This window comes from Levilactobacillus zymae (genome assembly GCF_032190635.1).
In the GTDB taxonomy this organism is placed as follows: Bacteria; Bacillota; Bacilli; order Lactobacillales; family Lactobacillaceae; genus Levilactobacillus; species Levilactobacillus zymae_A.
The window spans coordinates 669573-686750 of the sequence record NZ_JAVLAS010000001.1 but is presented as its reverse complement, the minus strand read 5'-3'; the positions used below and the strand labels follow the sequence as shown (position 1 = coordinate 686750).

The 17178-nt window shown below is 51.5% G+C and carries 11 protein-coding genes and 1 pseudogene; 4 read left to right on the top strand and 8 right to left on the bottom strand.

Annotation, left to right across the window (positions count from 1 at the left end; translation table 11 throughout):
• Positions 1-151 precede the first annotated feature (151 nt).
• The 3 genes and pseudogenes from RI501_RS03045 to RI501_RS03035 all read right to left on the bottom strand — a co-directional run bounded on the left by RI501_RS03045 (position 152) and on the right by RI501_RS03035 (position 3864).
• A complete protein-coding gene (locus tag RI501_RS03045) occupies positions 152-1972 on the bottom strand; it encodes a glycoside hydrolase family protein (protein WP_313820301.1) in 1821 nt (606 codons plus the stop codon).
• Positions 1973-2139: 167 nt separating this feature from the next.
• Positions 2140-2523 (bottom strand): MarR family winged helix-turn-helix transcriptional regulator, encoded by a 384-nt coding sequence (locus tag RI501_RS03040; protein WP_313820300.1) that lies wholly within the window; start codon positions 2521-2523, stop codon positions 2140-2142.
• Between the two features lie 513 nt (positions 2524-3036).
• Positions 3037-3864, bottom strand: a pseudogene (locus RI501_RS03035) (alpha/beta hydrolase).
• A gap of 289 nt (positions 3865-4153) precedes the next feature.
• On the opposite strand from RI501_RS03035, the gene RI501_RS03030 reads away from it, so the two are divergent.
• The 3 genes from RI501_RS03030 to RI501_RS03020 all read left to right on the top strand — a co-directional run bounded on the left by RI501_RS03030 (position 4154) and on the right by RI501_RS03020 (position 6345).
• On the top strand, positions 4154-5185 hold the full coding sequence (locus RI501_RS03030) for an aldose epimerase family protein (protein WP_313820299.1): 1032 nt from the start codon (positions 4154-4156) through the stop codon (positions 5183-5185).
• A gap of 132 nt (positions 5186-5317) precedes the next feature.
• Positions 5318-5587 carry a 30S ribosomal protein S14 gene (gene rpsN / locus RI501_RS03025; RefSeq protein ID WP_057733768.1) on the top strand — a complete coding sequence of 90 codons (270 nt, stop codon included), beginning with the start codon at positions 5318-5320 and terminating at the stop codon, positions 5585-5587.
• A gap of 236 nt (positions 5588-5823) precedes the next feature.
• Positions 5824-6345, top strand: coding sequence for a hypothetical protein (locus tag RI501_RS03020; protein WP_313820298.1), 522 nt, complete (start codon positions 5824-5826; stop codon positions 6343-6345).
• Between the two features lie 60 nt (positions 6346-6405).
• Here RI501_RS03020 and RI501_RS03015 read toward each other — a convergent pair whose 3' ends face one another.
• The 5 genes from RI501_RS03015 to RI501_RS02995 form a co-directional block, all read right to left on the bottom strand.
• Positions 6406-8679 carry a glycoside hydrolase family 65 protein gene (locus RI501_RS03015; protein ID WP_313820297.1) on the bottom strand — a complete coding sequence of 758 codons (2274 nt, stop codon included), beginning with the start codon at positions 8677-8679 and terminating at the stop codon, positions 6406-6408.
• Between the two features lie 127 nt (positions 8680-8806).
• Complete coding sequence (locus tag RI501_RS03010) at positions 8807-10177, bottom strand: SLC45 family MFS transporter (protein WP_313820296.1); 1371 nt, start codon at positions 10175-10177, stop codon at positions 8807-8809.
• A gap of 558 nt (positions 10178-10735) precedes the next feature.
• Positions 10736-11701: a LacI family DNA-binding transcriptional regulator gene (locus RI501_RS03005; protein WP_313820295.1), complete on the bottom strand. Its 966-nt coding sequence runs from the start codon at positions 11699-11701 to the stop codon at positions 10736-10738.
• 126 nt (positions 11702-11827) lie between these two features.
• Entirely contained in the window at positions 11828-13144 is a 1317-nt protein-coding gene (locus RI501_RS03000) for a sensor histidine kinase (RefSeq protein ID WP_313820294.1), read from the bottom strand.
• Positions 13134-13826 (bottom strand): response regulator transcription factor, encoded by a 693-nt coding sequence (locus RI501_RS02995; RefSeq protein ID WP_313820293.1) that lies wholly within the window; start codon positions 13824-13826, stop codon positions 13134-13136. Before RI501_RS02995 ends, RI501_RS03000 begins: the two co-directional genes overlap by 11 nt.
• A gap of 611 nt (positions 13827-14437) precedes the next feature.
• On the opposite strand from RI501_RS02995, the gene RI501_RS02990 reads away from it, so the two are divergent.
• Positions 14438-17158, top strand: a complete 2721-nt coding sequence (locus RI501_RS02990; protein ID WP_313820292.1) for a YfhO family protein — start codon at positions 14438-14440, stop codon at positions 17156-17158.
• Positions 17159-17178 lie beyond the last annotated feature (20 nt).

The following is a 17178-nucleotide window of genomic DNA, read 5'->3' as shown; positions in this document are numbered from 1 at the left end:
AAATAGCACCACGTTGCTACCAATTTGTGCCCACCCCACGTTAAGAGGCCTTAAAATCAGTGTTTCAACCTACCTGCATCCCATACCTTGGTCAACTCAAAAAAAGTAGCCTGCCACCCGTAGGTAACAGACTACTTGTTAAGTTGACCGTTTAAGAGTTTAAATCAAAGGCACTGGCCCGTGTCCAGAGACCATTAGCCATCTGGTAGTACACGGTTTGGTTGCCGTTAGAATCCGTCCGGTAAGCCCGGTGCGTAATCGTTACGCGCCGGTCGCTGATATCGGCCGTGGTCCCCTTTTGCTTAGCCAAGGCCGAGTCGTTAAAGACCTTGTTGTAGACCGGATAAATCTTCATCAAGTTGAGATCCCGGCTGTACTCTTCAATATCGATCTTGTCGAACTGCAGAGCCCCCTTACGAATCCAGTACTTCGTGGTTGAATTCTTGGAGAAGCGAATCCGGTACCACTTGCCACTATCGGCCGTGGCCCGCATATCCAGGTAAACCCGCTTGTTCTTTAACTTCTTCCAGTTGTACTTCATGATGTTCCAGTTTTTGTGACCGCGAATGTGATTGTACAGCGAGTAAGTCTTATAGTTCGACTTTAGCTGGGCATGTTGCGTGTTCAACCCACCCACGTAAGTTTCTTTCTTGTTGGTCTGAGGCCGTTTCTTGAGCTTCTGCCCCTTATTCGGCTTGACCGTGGTTTGCGTGATGGTTGGCGTCGAGACTGACGTGGCCACCGGCTTGGCGACCTTGATCTTATTGTGACTAATCTGCATCCCCGCACCCGTCAGGGGGAAGTTCCCCTGGACGAACGGAATCCCCTTCTTTTGTGTCGTCACGTTGTTGTTTTCAATCGTCACGTTGGTCATTGGATTGTCCGTCGTCCCACTATCCAAGTAAACGTACTGCTTGGTAGGGTTGACGTTAGTAAACGTGTTATCCGTGATATTCAGGTTAGTCATCTTGTAGTCCGGTTGGGAGTTGTACAGGTAAATGTAGTTCCCAGAACCCAAGACGTGTTGGTTGATGAACTTATTGCCCGTGATGTAGAGGTCCGAGACACACTTAAAGTGAATCGTGGCCACCCCATCATCGAGCAATGGCTTAGGATCAACCACCGTGTTATTGGTAAAGTAGACGTCGTGAATAATGCCGGCTTGCCCCTTGTTATACACCGCGTGTTCCCCAATGGGGTTCGGCGCGTAGGATTGCACCTGCCCCGACTTCCGGGAAACCGGGAGGAACTTGTTATGATCCACCGTCACGTTATACGACGGTAAATTATCGTATTTATCGCCGGCCAACTTGTAAGACATGGCCTTCTTGTTCGAATAGTCGACCTGAATGGCTTCCTTGTAGTCCATCGAGCCGTTAAACCCGGTAAAGACCGAATTCTTAACGGTCACGTCATGGCTCCCATCGATATCGATGTAGTGCCCAGTAGGCGATTCCGCATTATCGAAGACACAGTTGTTAAACGTCACGTCCTGAGCGTGGTGAATGCTTTGAACAAACACACTTTGGCCCGCAGAGGTGTTATCCCCCTGGAAGGTTGCCCCGTTCCAGGTGACGTTCGCAATCCCGCCATCGTAACCGGCTTGCGGACTAGGATAGGCGATGTTCAGCCGTTGACCGTTGGTAATCCGGAAAACGGCGCCCTTATCAAAATTAAACGTCATATTGCCGTGTAACACAATGTGCCCCGCGTTAAAGACGTAGGTCCCCTTTGGCACGTGCACCGTGACCCCATCGCTATTATCATACTTATCAATCAGTGCCTGAAAAGCATCGTTATTAATGGTCTTCGAATCACCGACCATGCCTTGATGAACCGCATTAACCGTAGTTGCCGCGTGAGCGACCACCGTGGTGTTTGGCGCTAACGTCGTGTTCCAAGCGGTAAATCCGAGCAGCGTCACCCCCATCGTCACGGCTGCTAGCAGGTAGTGCTTACCCCTCAATTTCAAAAAACCCCTCCATTCGTTTCCAAAAAATCCTTCAACACTTTCATTATAACTAAGACATGAAAGCGTTGGGTCAACTTAACCCAATTGTTACACGATTGAAAGATTTTTGCGATGGAGAGGCTTTTAATTAATTGCTGTCTATTAAGTTAACTAGTTTAATAACATGACTACATCATCTTCGAAATATCGGCATGCAGTTGGTTTAACCGGTCGACGACTTGGCCGCGAACCTGGGTGTAAACCTTGACGCCTTCTGGGGTCAGCTTCAAGTTATGTTGCCGCCGGTCGACCTTCGAAGCAATACTTTCGATTAGGCCCGCCCGCAACAACCGGGAGATTTGACCGGAAATCATGGATTTGGACACGCCAATTTGGTTAGCAAATTTCGTTGGCGTGAAATCGTCTCGTTGATCCGTAATGGCGTGTAGCAAGTTGAATTGTTCCAAAGAAATCGTAATTTCGTCGGTTTTGATGGTCGTTACCGGCCGCATAATTTTTTGTAATTGGGAAAACCATTCTAAAGATTGACTCAGCTCGTTCGTTTGCGTCATAGATACTACTCTTCCTTTCAAATATGTCATTTCGGTTTTGAAGATGTTACTATTATTACCCACTAACCATTCATTATAACCGTTATTTTCAGCATTTATGTTACCGTTTGATTAATAGTTTATAGCATTGTGAATGGAAACTCTAGTATTCTGCCCGAATTTAACGGGGATTTAACGATTTCTGCGTCGTTGAAATCTACTTGTAACCTGCGCCTGCTGCACCGCAGCAATTTACGGTCGAAGCGCCGGGCATTAGACCAGTAGCCATAACGGTCACTGGCAGTCACTACGGCCACCATCGTCAGCGGGGATGCCCCTATGAACAACGCTCACAACGGTGGGTTCACCGCCATCGACGCTATTCTAAACCCGCAAGGTTAAATCGAGCTAAACTTTTCAAGGGCCGGGGACAAACATCTCAGGTGCAGTGGCGCCAAACCTTTGGTGTCACTACTAGTTTTGCTTAACATCGTCAGCCAAACAATCCCAGTACCGGATATTCATACTCCCCAGCTAATTGCCGTTGGTCCCATTCTCGTTGACCCACAACAACTGGGCAATTAATTGCCACATGGTCAACGCAGAATGCAACCGTCCGTGCCCGATCCCCCAAACGGGATGTTCGGTGTACTGAATCGGGCTATGGGCAACCACCTCGCGTAACGCCGTGGCCTGGTGAACCGGAACTTGGCCGTCCGTGGCATGCCGGGCTAAGCGACCGTACACGTTATGAATTTCGGCGCCCGCATTCGCCCATAAGTTATGCCGCAAGGCGAGTAACCGTTGGTAAGCGGGATCTTGCTGGTCAGCCTGACTTTCGTCGACCGGCGTCCCCAAAAGAACTAACCGGCGTAAGCGGGGCAATGACGGATCCGCCCCGTCTCGGACTAGGCTTTGAACCATGGCGCTACCGCCCCATGAATGGGCCACCGCATTGTAGCTGTTTACCCCGTAGCGCCGGTGCAATGCCCGCAAAATCTGGGTAACCCATCGGATTTGCTACTGGTAGCCTAACGTCAGATTCCGATCGAAAAGAACCTGTACCGTGGGGTTGTCCGCCTGTCCCGTCCAAGTTCCTTGAAAATGTAAATGATTCTGGTAATCGACGCGAACCGTCAAGACCTTCGCGGCATACCCTTGCCGAGCAAACCAGCGCAACATCCCGTTATAGGTCCACGCATTACCACCCCATCCTGGAATAAATACGGTTGGCGTTGGGGAGGTCTGAACGTCGGTACGCGCCGCTTTCGGCAGCGGCCGCACCGTTCGACGGCTCAACCAGTGGTAGCCTAACCAGCCACCTCCAAGGACTACCGGTAACCAACGCCATTTATTTTCCATACCGTACCCCTCCTAAACTCATCCATTATGCCAGTTTTTTCAATTGTACACAAGGTAAGCCCCAAATTACGTGTCTCATTTTCCCGGAACACGCCCGCTATGTGATTTATCTGTATAAATCGATTTTCAGATAAAATCCCATTATATCAGGAAACTAATCCAATTAACCCCGGTTGGCCACGCCAAACACCGCCGAAAATAATTTGACAATTATCCGGACGAAAAATAGAATAGGTATAATAATGAAAGCGTTTTATCGACTAAATCCGACAGAATCGAGGAATCGTTTATGCAAACGACCGCAACGAAATGGGACACTTACCAAAACCAACCCGTTACGCAATACCAAATCGAAAACGATCACGGGGTAAAATTGGGCGTTCTAAGCTGGGGGGCCACCCTTCACGAGCTCTTGGTCCCCGGATCTCACGGCGAACACAACATGGTGTTATCTTACCATAAAATGGCCCACTATCTCGACAATCCGTTCTACGTTTGCATGGGCATCGGCCGGACCGGTGGTCGCATTACGCGGGGAACGGTGACCATCGACGGGCAAACCCATCACTTGGACACCAACGAGGGGCCAAGCACCCTGCACGGTGGCCCCCACGGATTTGACACGGTTAACTGGGACGGCGAGCTCGACGATAGCGATCCCGAACTCGCTAAGATCATTTTGACGCACACCTTCAAGAGTTCCGACGATTCTTACCCGGGTGATCTGACCGCCAAGATTATCTGGACCCTGGACAACCACGACCAAGTCACGTTAACCTTCGAGGGCACCGCTACGGCGACCACGGTGTTCAACCCCACGTCTCACCTCTACTTCAACCTCAGCGACGAAACGTTAATTGTGGGAGAAACCTTGCAAGTCAACAGTCACGAACGGTTAGCCCTCGATGACGAAAAACTCCCCACCGGGAAGATGTTGCCAGTGGCCGGAACGCCTTACGACTTCTCCCACGGGCAAAATCTGGGCGAGGCCATCGATGCCTTACAGGGAATTCCCGAAAAGGGCTTCGACGACGTCTTTCACCTAACCCCCGCGGCGGACGGAACGATTGCGAAGTTAAGCGATCCGAAGTCCAAACGCTCCGTGACCATGAAGTCTGACCGCAACGCTCTGGTGGTCTTCACGGCGAACTCGTTCGACAAGTCGCTGAAGCTAGCCACCGGTGCCGGCCAACCCTATATGGGGATTGCCTTAGAGCCACAAACGCTACCGGATTCCATGAATCACGACGGGTTCGGCAAGGTCACCTTACCCGCGGGTAAGACTCAGGTTTACCACGTTTCCTACGATTTAACTTACTAATATGCCCCCTGCGACGCCACCGACTTTCGGTGGCGTTTTCTACTGGTCGGCCTAAAAGATTGACACCAAATACCCCCCATGGTACTCTAGTAAAGCGTAATTATTATCATTTATTTGGAAGGAGCTTTACGCATGGCAAAAAAGTCCAAGATTGCAAAGGAAAAGAAGATCGAGGCCACGGTCGCCAAGTACGCGACTAAGCGGGCAGAATTGAAGGCAGCGGGCGATTACGCCGGACTCGCCCTCTTACCCCGGGATGCTTCCCCAGTACGGATGCACCACCGCGATCACTTAGATGGTCGGCCTCACGCCTACATGCGGAAATTCGGGTTATCCCGGTTAAACTTCCGCGACTTAGCGCACAAGGGTCAAATTCCTGGCGTCAAGAAGGCTAGCTGGTAATCACCCCAGCTGATTCACAATTGACGTGTCTCGCTGGTATCTCACCCAGACGCGTCGATTCGGTGATGGGCCGTTGCCCGGTGTTGTAACGCGACCCTCACTTGGGGGAGTCTCTCCCCCGTCCTAACCCAAACCTAACCTGGTTCCGTCCTCGTGACGGGACCTTTTTTCGTTTGACAGGCTCCCTAGCCTTTCGTAGACTGGACACTAGACTATTTTCTCAAAGGAGATCCCCTATGTCAGTTGAATCCATTGGGTGGGAATTTGACGTCTTACAAGCCAACTCGTTTGACGATAACTACCCCCGCCTCGAAGCCGTTTTCGTGGGCATCACCCCTGCGGTGGCTTACGATGCGCAAAACCAACCTAAATTTAACCGTCCCATCGAACGGCGCTTACGCGACCTCGAAAAACAATTACGGCGCGACCACCAAGCGGACCTCTCCGCGTTGGGCAGTGCCGATTTAGCCCACAATGCGACCATTATTCAAAAATTGGTAGCGGACTACCACACCCAGATCACCCAGCAAATCTTGATTGCCGGGCAACTCGAACTCGAAAGCCTAACCCTCGCCGGCGAATGGCCCCTCTTCTGGGACCAAACCTCACCGTTGGTCCAACAAAAGGACCACGAACGTGAACCGATGCCGTTCAGCGAACCAACATCGGCCCCCGAGGCCCCTCACGACGGTTCAACGACTGATACCACGGGCGACTCAGACAACTCGGGTACGGACAATCCGTATACGCCCGTTTAACCACAAAAAATCGACTGACCCCCTCACTGGAGAGTCAGTCGATTTTTTTGAATTAATAAGTTATTCGACCACTGTGTTTGGCTGTAGCGAAACCGTCTTACCCGCCACGTCGATGTCCAGTGGGTCGCCACTCAATAACTTGAAGTGCGCACCAGCTTGGTCGACGCTGACTTCGATTAGACGGCCCCGGAAGACCTGCCGGAAGGAGAAACTGTTCCACTTCTTCGGCAAGAATGGCGCGTAGTGGAGCTGGCCGTTGCGAACCCGCATACCGGCAAAGCCTTGAACCACGGCAATCCAGCCACCCGTCATGGCCGTGATATGCAGCCCGTCGGTCGTATCATTGTTGTAGTTGTCCAAGTCCAACCGGGCCGTGCGTTCATACAGCTCGACGGCCTTGTCTTCGTAGTGTAGGTCGGCCGCTAAAACCGAGTGGATGGCCGGGGAGAGACTGGATTCGTGCACCGTCAGGGGTTCGTAGAAGTCAAAGTTGGCCTTCTTCTGTTCCGTCGTGTAGTCGTCGATAAAGTCCCAGATTCCTTGTAGGACGTCCCCTTGCTTGATGTACGGCGAACGTAAGATCTTATCCCAAGACCAGTGTTGGTTGATTGGGCGTTGGTCGGCCGGAATGGCACTAACCGGTTCGATATCCTTGTCCAAGAACCCGTCGTGTTGGACGAAAATGTTCAGATCCTTGTCGTATGGCAGGTACATCCGGTCCACGATATCTTGCCAGTGGGCCTTTTCATCAGCGGATACGGCCAGTTGCTTGGCGACGTCGGCGTCAACCTTATCCAGGATTTCCAACGTATACTTCAACGTCCATTGCGCCAGCATGTTGGTGTCCCAGTTGTTGTCGACGTTGTTTTCGTACTCGTCGGCCCCGGTGACCCCGTGAATCATGTATTGGTTGTTGCGCTTGCTGAAGTGGACCCGGTCGGCCCAGAAGCGCGAAATTTCAGTTAAGACCTTGGCCCCTTGATGCAGGACGTAGGAATCGTCACCGGTGTAACGGGTGTAGTTGTAAATCGCAAACGCGATGTCGCCGTTGCGGTGAATTTCTTCAAACGTGATTTCCCATTCGTTGTGGCATTCGATCCCGTCGAAGGTCACCATTGGGAACAACGCACCCTTTAAGCCCTGTTCCTTGGCGTTGATGTAGGCACCCGGTAATTGATTGTAACGGTACATCAACAGGTTGCGGGTAACCTTAGGATCCGTGATCCCCAGGTAAACCGGGAAGGCAAAGGCTTCGGTGTCCCAGTAAGTGGCGCCACCGTACTTTTCACCGGTAAAGCCTTTCGGGCCGATATTCAAGCGTGAATCTTCACCGTAGTAGGTCGAGAACAACTGGAACAGGTTAAACCGAATCCCCTGTTGTGATTCATCGTCACCGGTAATTTTCACGTCGGACTTTTCCCACCGTTGAGCCCAGACCTGGGTGTGGGCAGCCAATAAGTCGGCGTAGCTTTCCTTAGCGACCCGATCACTCAGTTGGTGCATGGCCGTGGTGAGGTCCGTTTGGGTCTTGTAATCGCGCGACGTGACTACGATGACCCGCTTTTCTAAGGTCGTGGCCGTTTGGGGCGCCAACGTGCCTTGGTAGACCGTGGCCACTTCCTTGTCGTTCGGTTGAGCGATAGCCACGTTATCTAGGTCGCTGACCATCCGCATTTCCATGCCGGAGGTAAATTGAGGCGTGCCGAATGGGTTCGGCGTGGTCTTAGCAATCACGCTCCCGCGGTCGGCTTGTTGGTCCGTTGCCAAGACGTCCCAGAACCGTTCGTCGTAGTTAGCTTCTTCGTTCATCACGTCGGCGTCGATGGCGGGCAGTAACTTCACGTCCACGTTCGTGGCGCTTAAGTTCTTGACCGTGACTTTTTGAACGGAGAGTTCCTTTTGAGCCACACTCAAGAAGCGTTCGAAGGTCAAGGCGACCTTGACGTCCCCGCGCTTCAGCGTGAACGACCGGGTCAAAACGGCCGTGTGTAAGTCGAGGTCCAGGGTAAAGTCGCTGATCTGGTCTTGGGCTAGGTCGACGCGTTGACCGTTGATTTCAATTGGTAATTTGATGAAATTGACGGCGTTGACCACCTTCCCGAAGTACTTCGGGTAACCGTTCTTCCACCAGCCGACCCGGGTCTTATCGGGGTACCAGACCCCACCCAAGTAGATGCCTTGCAGTGAATCGCCGCTGTAACCTTCTTCAAAGTCACCGCGCATGCCCATGTAGCCGTTTCCTAGGCTGGTCATGGATTCTTGGAGCCGCTTATCTTTAGGGTCAAAGGTGTGGGTCACGACGTTCCAAGGTTGCACATCGAAGATACGTTTCATCGTTGAAAACTCCCTTTCTATGAATAATTCCGTCAATCGTTGTTGAACATTTTGTAAGAATTTGAATGACTAATCCACAACGATCCAAATATCAGCGTTGTGGATTAGCGAGTTAATGTTTAAATGATTAAGCCTTGTAAGTTTCCTTAATGGTGAAGACGGACAATGCCCCGATCGCCATGATGATGCCGGCTAACAAGAACATGTTGGCTTGGGCACCACCCAATAATGGGAACAGTGCGAAGCTGGCCAGTGAAGCCACGATTTGTGGTAAGCAAATCGAGCCGTTGAACAAGCCTAAGTAAGTCCCCATGTGGGCCCCAGATAAGGCGTTGGTAACCATGGTCAGTGGGTACGTGTTCATTGCCGCCCAAGCAATCCCGACTAAGATAAAGGAAACGATCAAAGCGTATTGGTTGTGGATGAAGAACACGGAGATAAACCCAACGGCCCCTAAGCCTAAACTACCGGCGTAGCCCAACTTGTGGGCGCTATTGGGTAACTTAGCTAAGACGTAGGACCAAACCACGGCGGCAATGGATTGCACGGCGGCTAAGACCCCGTACCAGTTCCCGGCAGCTTGGTAACCCGCGGAAGCGGCGTTGGTAGTGTTCCAAACGTTGGCAGCAATGGCCCCAGCGGAGTAAGTCCAGAGGTACTGGAAGGCGACCCAGCAGAAGAATTGAACTAAGGTAACGGTCCAGAAAACCTTCGGTGCGGACTTCAGTAACGTCCACCAGTTCCCACCGGTCGTGTTATCTTCCTGGCTGATACCATGGTACTTGGCGTACGTTTCGGGATCGTATTCGTGAACCCGGAAGATGGTGAACAGACTCGTGATGACCAATAAGATGGCGCCGACGTAGAAGGCAATCTTCACGGTGTCGGGCACGACCCCTTTAACGGCCACGTTCTTCAAACCGAAGTAGGCGAATAGGAATGGTAAAATAGCGGCTAAAACGGCCCCGGTGTTCGACAAGAAACTTTGAATCCCGTAAGCGTAACTCTTCTGATCGTCGTTGACCATGTCCCCGACCATCATCTTGAACGGTTGCATCGCAATGTTCGATGACAAGTCCAGGAAGGCCACGGTGATGGCCCCGAAGAGTAACGCGGCGAGTGACGCGTACCCGAAGCCCATACTACCGGAGTTCGGTAACAGACACATGACGATAACCGCCACGATGGTACCTAACGCTAAGTAAGGCAACCGCCGGCCACCTAATTTCGGTGCCCAGGTTCTATCGGAATAATACCCGACGATTGGTTGGACGACCAATCCAGCCAGTGGTGGTAAAATGAAGAACCACCCTAAACTGTTGGGGTCGGCCCCAATGGTTTGGAAAATCCGACTCATTTGCGAACTTTGTAACGTAAAGGCCGTTTGAACCCCCAGGAACCCAAAGTTAATCATCCAAATGGTACTGGCTGATAAGTTTGGCAACCCCGTTTTGGGATTATCGACCGTGGTAGTATCCTTAGACACGACATCTGCCATGACACAAAACCTCCTTAACCCAATTAAAAACCTAAATAATTGCTGAAACGCTGCGCTATCTTCTGCGCAACCGATTACATTATTTATTATGGCACCGCTTTCATTTTAATGCAACCGTTTGCGCAAAACTTTTCGTTAAAACTTTGGACCATTCCAATTGCTAATTGGTTGGTCTGACAATTAAAAGCACCACCCCCATGGGCGTTTACGCGCTTCTGGAGTGGTGCTTAACTGACATTAAATTTTTTAACTGAATCACGACCACCGCTTAAATCATGCAATAATGGTTCAAACCAATTTGCGTGTTTGCAGCAAACCGTCCGTTATCGATTCGAACTTACCAGGGGCAACGGGTGCCGCCCCTCTTTGGCCACTATGGTTGAAACGTGCTTACAAGAACAGCTCACTGCGCTTAACCCCACTAGGCTTCTGTTGAGGTTGAATCGGGCTTACAAGGGGCAACGGGTTCCGCTTAACCCCATCACATAATTCATCCAAGCCCAGGATAAATCATGTGATGACGTTAATGCTCACCCGCTGAGCACCCCTTGACGCACCTTAGTTTATCGCATACGGAATTCGGATTTGACCCGGCGTTGGTGTTTCTAGCGGTTCCTTGTCGCTGAACAATAACACCGCCGCCGCTGACCCCATCTTTTCGGGGAACAAATCTACCGAATGCAAATCCGCATCGGTTAACCCTTCCGGCAACGAATGGTTAAAACTCACCACCGGAAATTGGCTAACCCCATACTTTTCGCGGAATAACCGGTAAAATTCGATGCCGTTAAAGTCATCCGTTGCCATGATGCCGTCAATCTCTGGATGTTGCTTAATAAACGCCCTGACCCGGTTGGGTTCCCCCAACTTGCAGACCAACGGCTCCACGTTAAACCGAGCCGCCACCCGGTCGTACCCTTCCCGTCGTTGTTGCTCATAGGCCCAGTGGTGTCCCGATTCGACAAAGACCGGATGCTTAACGTTCAACTGGTCGAACAGGTAAGTCGCCGCACCAATCCCGGCTTGCAGGTTGTCATTATCAACGAAGAAATCATTGTGGTGTTGATCCGGTTGACCAATCGTCACAAAGCGCAAGTGTTGTTGCCGCAGATAATCGGCAATTGGATCGTCTTGATGCGCATAGAACAGGATGAAGCGTTTGATCTTTCCTTGGGCCACCATCGACTTGACGTTCGCCAATAGCTCTTCGGCCGTCGAACTAATGGCGACCGAAAGCACATAGTGGCGCTGGACCAATTGGGTGTTGATTCCTCGGAGTAAGTCAATATAGAAAGGATTTTCGGAAAGGACCCGTTCCGTATTCGGGAACACGACCCCGACCGCATTGGCTTCCCCCGCCGTTAGGTTTTTAGCATTGTAGTTAGGTAAATAACCTTCAGCGGCGGCCAGCTTCTGAATCCGCTCACGGGTGGCCTGACTGATACGTGGATTATTATTCAACGCGCGTGACGCAGTCGAGACCGAGACCCCGGCTTTGGCGGCAATATCACGGATAGTTAACATGTGCATGCTCCTTATACCTGTACCAATTTCGATTTAACTTAATGAACAAAGCTTACCATATTAAAATATTTCTGCAAACTGTTCCCCGGCAAAAAAGGCTCAGCTGTTAATCGCTGAACCTTCGTGCTATTTTCGTTTACCATGATGACCATTTTGCGATGAGTTCAGCGGCAAGGTGGTCACAAATTGGCTGCCTTGTGGCTGATTGTCACGCACCGCGATGGTTCCGTGGTGGAGATCCACAATCCAATGGGCAATGGACAGTCCCAACCCGTTGCCCCCCGTCTGGCGAGAACGGGAGGTGTCGACCCGGTAGAACCGGTCGAAGATCCGTTGCCGGTCGCGGCCGGTCACCCCGATGCCTTGGTCGGCCACAATCAGCTGCCACTTCCGCCCCACGACCTTGGCGGTAATGGTAATGGTACTGCTTTGGGGCGAATACTTGAGGGCGTTATCGATCAGGATGTTCATCAGTTGGTGAATCAGGTCCTGGTCAAGGACGGCTTTAAACGCGGGAACTGGGGCCAAAACCAGGCGTTTGCCCTGACTGGCCGCAATTTCGGTATAGGGCTCCACCGTATCCTGCAGAAAGTCCGCTACCGCGGTGGTCTCAAAATTGGTCTGTAAGGTGTTCGAATCCGAGCGGGCCAACGCTAATAGATCGTGGGTCAGCTTCTGGAGCCGCTGACTTTCACTATTCGCAATCGCAATGTTGGCCGCCTGGTCGATAATCTTATCGTTAGGCTTGGTCAGTAAAAATTCTAACTTGTTTTGAATGATGGTTAACGGCGTCCGTAATTCGTGCGCGGCGTTCCCGACGAATTCGGTCTGACGCCCCCAGGACTTGAGAATTGGTCGCATGGTTAGCCGCGACATCCAAACGCTCATCAGGATCGACAAGAGCCAGAAGATGCCCATGGTAATCAGCATAATGCGCGTAAAATTACGCATTGCCGCCTTTTGCGGATCGATATTTTCCATAATCAGTAGGTATTTTCCCGCCACAGACTTGTCGGTAACAGTCTTGGGCGCCTTAACCAATAGGGTACGGAAATTGTACTTACCGTTGACCTTGATCGTCTTCAACTGCCCCACCTGCGAACGGTTAAGCTGAATGTCCTTAAGGGTATCGTACCGCGAACCTAATTGCACCTTGTTAGTGATTTTTCCGTGCTGATTGAACACTAACGTAGTGGTCATGAACGGGTGCTGGGTCTGACTGTTTCCCTTGAAGGGGCCCTTATGTGGCCCGAACGGCTTTTGTGAAGGTGCCTGTAGCCGCGCGGATTTTTCTACTCGTAAGGCCTGGTCGGTGCTGGTCAGCATAGCACGGCTAAACAGCACGAACACAATCACCCCTAAAAGAATGAAGATCAGGGAAAAGCCGATAAAATTACTCAGGAAGAGCCGCCGGCGTTGGGCCCGATTCACTTTATTGCTCATCAGGGGCCTCCACAATGTACCCGGCGTTGCGAATGGTCCGAACGGAAAGATCACTCCCCGCGCGCTTCAATTCCTTGCGTAAATTACTCATGTAGACTTCCACCACGGAGAGGCTGGTCTCGGAATCAAACCCCCACAAACGGTTGAAAATCTGTTCCTTGGTGATAATGGTCCCCGGGTTCGCCGCCAAATAAGCCAACAGATCAAATTCCCGTCCCTTCAACGTCAGCGGGTCGCCGTTAAAGGTGGCCAGATGCTTGCTGGTATTGATTTCCAACTGACCCAGGCGAATCACGTCACTATTGTTCAGGTGCCCGGTCCGCTTCAATAACGCCTTCATCCGGGCCAAGAGCTCCTCGCGGTGAAACGGCTTAGTCACGTAATCATCGGCACCGTCATTGAACCCTCGCAGCTTATCGGCGATTGTGTCCTTAGCTGTCAAGATCAGCACCGGCGTGGCGATCCCCTGATTCCGGATGTGTAGTAGTAGATCTAAGCCACTTTCACCGGGAAGCATCAGGTCTAAAATAATGGCGTCAAACACGCCCTGACTCGCCAGAAACTCTCCCTGTTCCCCGTCATAGGCGGTAGTCGGTTCACAAATAGGTTTAATTAATTCAACAATATCTGCAGACAATTCTCGTTCATCCTCAACAACTAATACTTGGGCTGTAGCACTCAACGGGCATTCCTCCTTCAAATCCTTGTTGGTCCTTAACCGGGTGGTGCCCCGCACCGGTTAACATTTACTTTTTTATACACACGTCAGCCTGACCAATCGATCCTTAAGCCATGCTAAAATTTAACCAGTCGGTTTTTTAATCAGCTTAACGGTGGTAGACCACTACCGGTGACGTCAAAAGTGAGGGCATTATTCCCCACTTTTGCGTCGGTTCCCCTTCATCAGACGGCGTATGCGACACTAAAGTGAGCCGGTCCGTCGTTGGCGGGGTCCGCAGTTAGCCAACCGTTTGGTCACTTAAAATTATAGTCTACCTGACCAAGAATAACGGGACCTTAAGTTAATTTTGTGACCAAAGGCCTAAATTTAAGTGAAGATTGCCCCATTGTTTAGCCCCCTACCCAAGGGAAGGGGTAAACTTTGTGCAACGTTAGTGACGTGTTATGCTAGATAGTATACAGGCAACGACTAGTGAAACCCGTTGCCTTAGACTCGGTAAGTGGCTGGCCCCATCGTCAGTGGTCGTGAGGGCGACCACGCTGACCCGTTTTTTGACGGTCAAGCCCACGGGTTTCACCATACTTTTAATTGTTATCTACGGAGGGGTTGCAATGAAACAGCATCGAGATACCCTGACGGCACTGAGAGTTAGCCGCTGGGTATATGGGGGGGCATTTTTGATTCCGTTCGCCATCATGGTGGTGGTCTTTTGGCACCTCAAGATCACCCCCTTTGGTCACCGGAATCTGTTATTTAGTGATATGGGCGCTCAGTACGTTCCCATTTTGGAATACCTGCGCACCACGATTTTACACGGCCAATTCCACCTATTCTCCCTGTCATTAGGTACGGGAAGCGGGCTAGTACCACTCTTAACGTACTACGTCCTCAGCCCGTTCAACTTATTGATCTTTTTATTTCCCGCCGCTCAAATCACCACGGCACTGACCTGGATTATCATCCTCAAGATCAGCACGATTGGGTTAACCATGGCGATCTTCCTGCGGCACGCTTTTCTTAAGACGGGCTGGTCACTACTGCTTTTCTCAACGGCCTTTAGTCTGTGCGGGTTCGTCACCATGTACTTCTACGACATGATGTGGCTAGACGCCCTAATCTGGTTACCTATCGTGGCGCTAGGGCTCCATCGCTTGGTGCACCATCACCACTTTGGCCTCTACACGGTCAGTCTGACCATCACGATCCTATCAAACTACTACATGGGGTACATGACCTGCTTGTTCTCCGTTCTTTACTTCATCTACTTGACCGTCGAACACCAATCAACCCCGACACCGTTCAGAACGGTGTGGCAGATGCATTGGCCGGCCATTCGCCAATTCATCATCGGCTCCGTCTTAGCTGGTGGGATGACCATGATTGTGCTCATCCCGACGGCCCTAGGCATGTTGTTGACGGGGAAAAGCACCGTTATTACCCAAAACTACGCGCCGTCTCCTTTATTCGGTCCGGAAGTGTTGGCCCAGTTCGGCCCGGCTGGCAGTACCTACGGCGGTCACTTATACCACACCCCGTCGGTTTTTATGGGGACGCTCATGTTCCTGTTGCTAATCGTCTACTTCGTTTCACCCCGAATCTTGGCGGTTGAAAAGAAACGTTCGATGTGGCTGCTGATTGCCATGGGACTCAGCCTATTGATTACTATCCTCAATACGGCTTGGCACATGTTCCAACAACCCGCGGGTTTCCCATTCCGAAACGTGTACTTCTTTACTTTCATCGCGATTGTCACGGCTTACCGGGCTTGGCAAACTCACCCGGCCCAGACCATGAACGATCCCCAAAAGGTTCTGGCGTTGGTCTGGGGAGCGGGCTTGTTGACCATTGGCTTTATTTCGGCTCGGATCTTGCCTAAGCTCTACGACAAGGTGGAACCCACCTATAACAATTCGCTTTACCTACACAGTCAACCGGCCTTCCACCTACTCTGGTTAGCGTTAGGCCTGCTCCTAGTGAACACCATGCTACTCTTCGTGAGTGAGTGGCGACCCGTGCGTATTGGGTTAATGGGACTGGTTATCTCCGCCGAATTGGGCGGCAGCTTCCTGATTGGCACGCACGGCATCGGGTTCGGCTCGCAGACCGCCTTTACCAAGGCCTATAAAGCTGACACGGCCCTCCTTAAACAGGTGGGGGCCACTAAGACCAAGCCTAATCTCCACCGAATTGAGTACCTACACTCAACAATTGGGCGAGCCTATCAGGGGGCCTATAATCACTATAACGATCCCCTACTTTTCAATTATGCGGGGATCAGTTCTTACGCCTCAACCTTAGAAGAACAGGCGCGTGTCTTTCAACACGATCTGGGCTACTTTAGCCCCAACGTGCGCCGCATCAGTCCTCAGGGGTACACCCACGTCACGGACACCCTTTTGGGCATCAAATACCGGCTAAATTCCTATAAGACGCCACCCATCACGGCACTGACCACCTATGCGGGAATTGGGTTTGCCGTACCCGACCGGTTGGCCCGAGTGCAACTTTACGACCAAGATGCGCTAACCAACCAACAAAAAATCTTAACCGCTCTGGGGGTGCAACCGAATACGCTGGCGTCGGCGTCAATCCTCAATGTCAGTCATCGCCTGGCCACGTCTAAGGATTACACTAACGTGCCGGATAAGACCACCGCGAAGATTGATGGTGATCGATACCTCCAAACCATCACCTTACGGGTCAACGCTACCGGTCTCTTACACGGTTACTCTCCGGAAAACAACGTGATCTATTCCAGCCTAAGGGTCAATGGTAAGAAGGCCAAGCCCCTTACCAATGCCGATGGCTACCGTTATGTGATGAACTTCGGCCAGCATAGCAAGGGCACCGTCCTCAAGATTAGCTACCTCACGGCCAATCCCGACGCCGGAGACCATAACCAATTTGCGTCGTTGAATCAGGCCGCTTACCGTCGATTGACCAAGCGCCTAGCTCAGCAACGCTTCAAGTTAGGCCCGACCAGCGGCGTTTCCTGGATCTCCGGGACCGTAACGGGCACCGCCGACCGGCAATTGTTGTACGTTGCCATCCCCAAGACACCGGGATGGACGGCCAAGGTGAACGGTCAACCCGTGAAGATTCAGTCGGCCATGCACGCGCAATCAATCATCCCCGTAGTCAAGAATTATCCGGGAATGATTGGGATTCCGTTGCAAAAGGGCGAGAACAAAGTGACCCTTTCGTACCAGACACCGGGATTAAAGATTGGCGCGATCATCAGTCTCGCCTGCTTCGCGTTATTCCTGGTTCTCTGGTTCATGTCAGAATGGCTCCGTCCCCTGGAGGCGCGCCACGCACAACCTAAGGACTAACTAGATTTCTTCTAAAAATA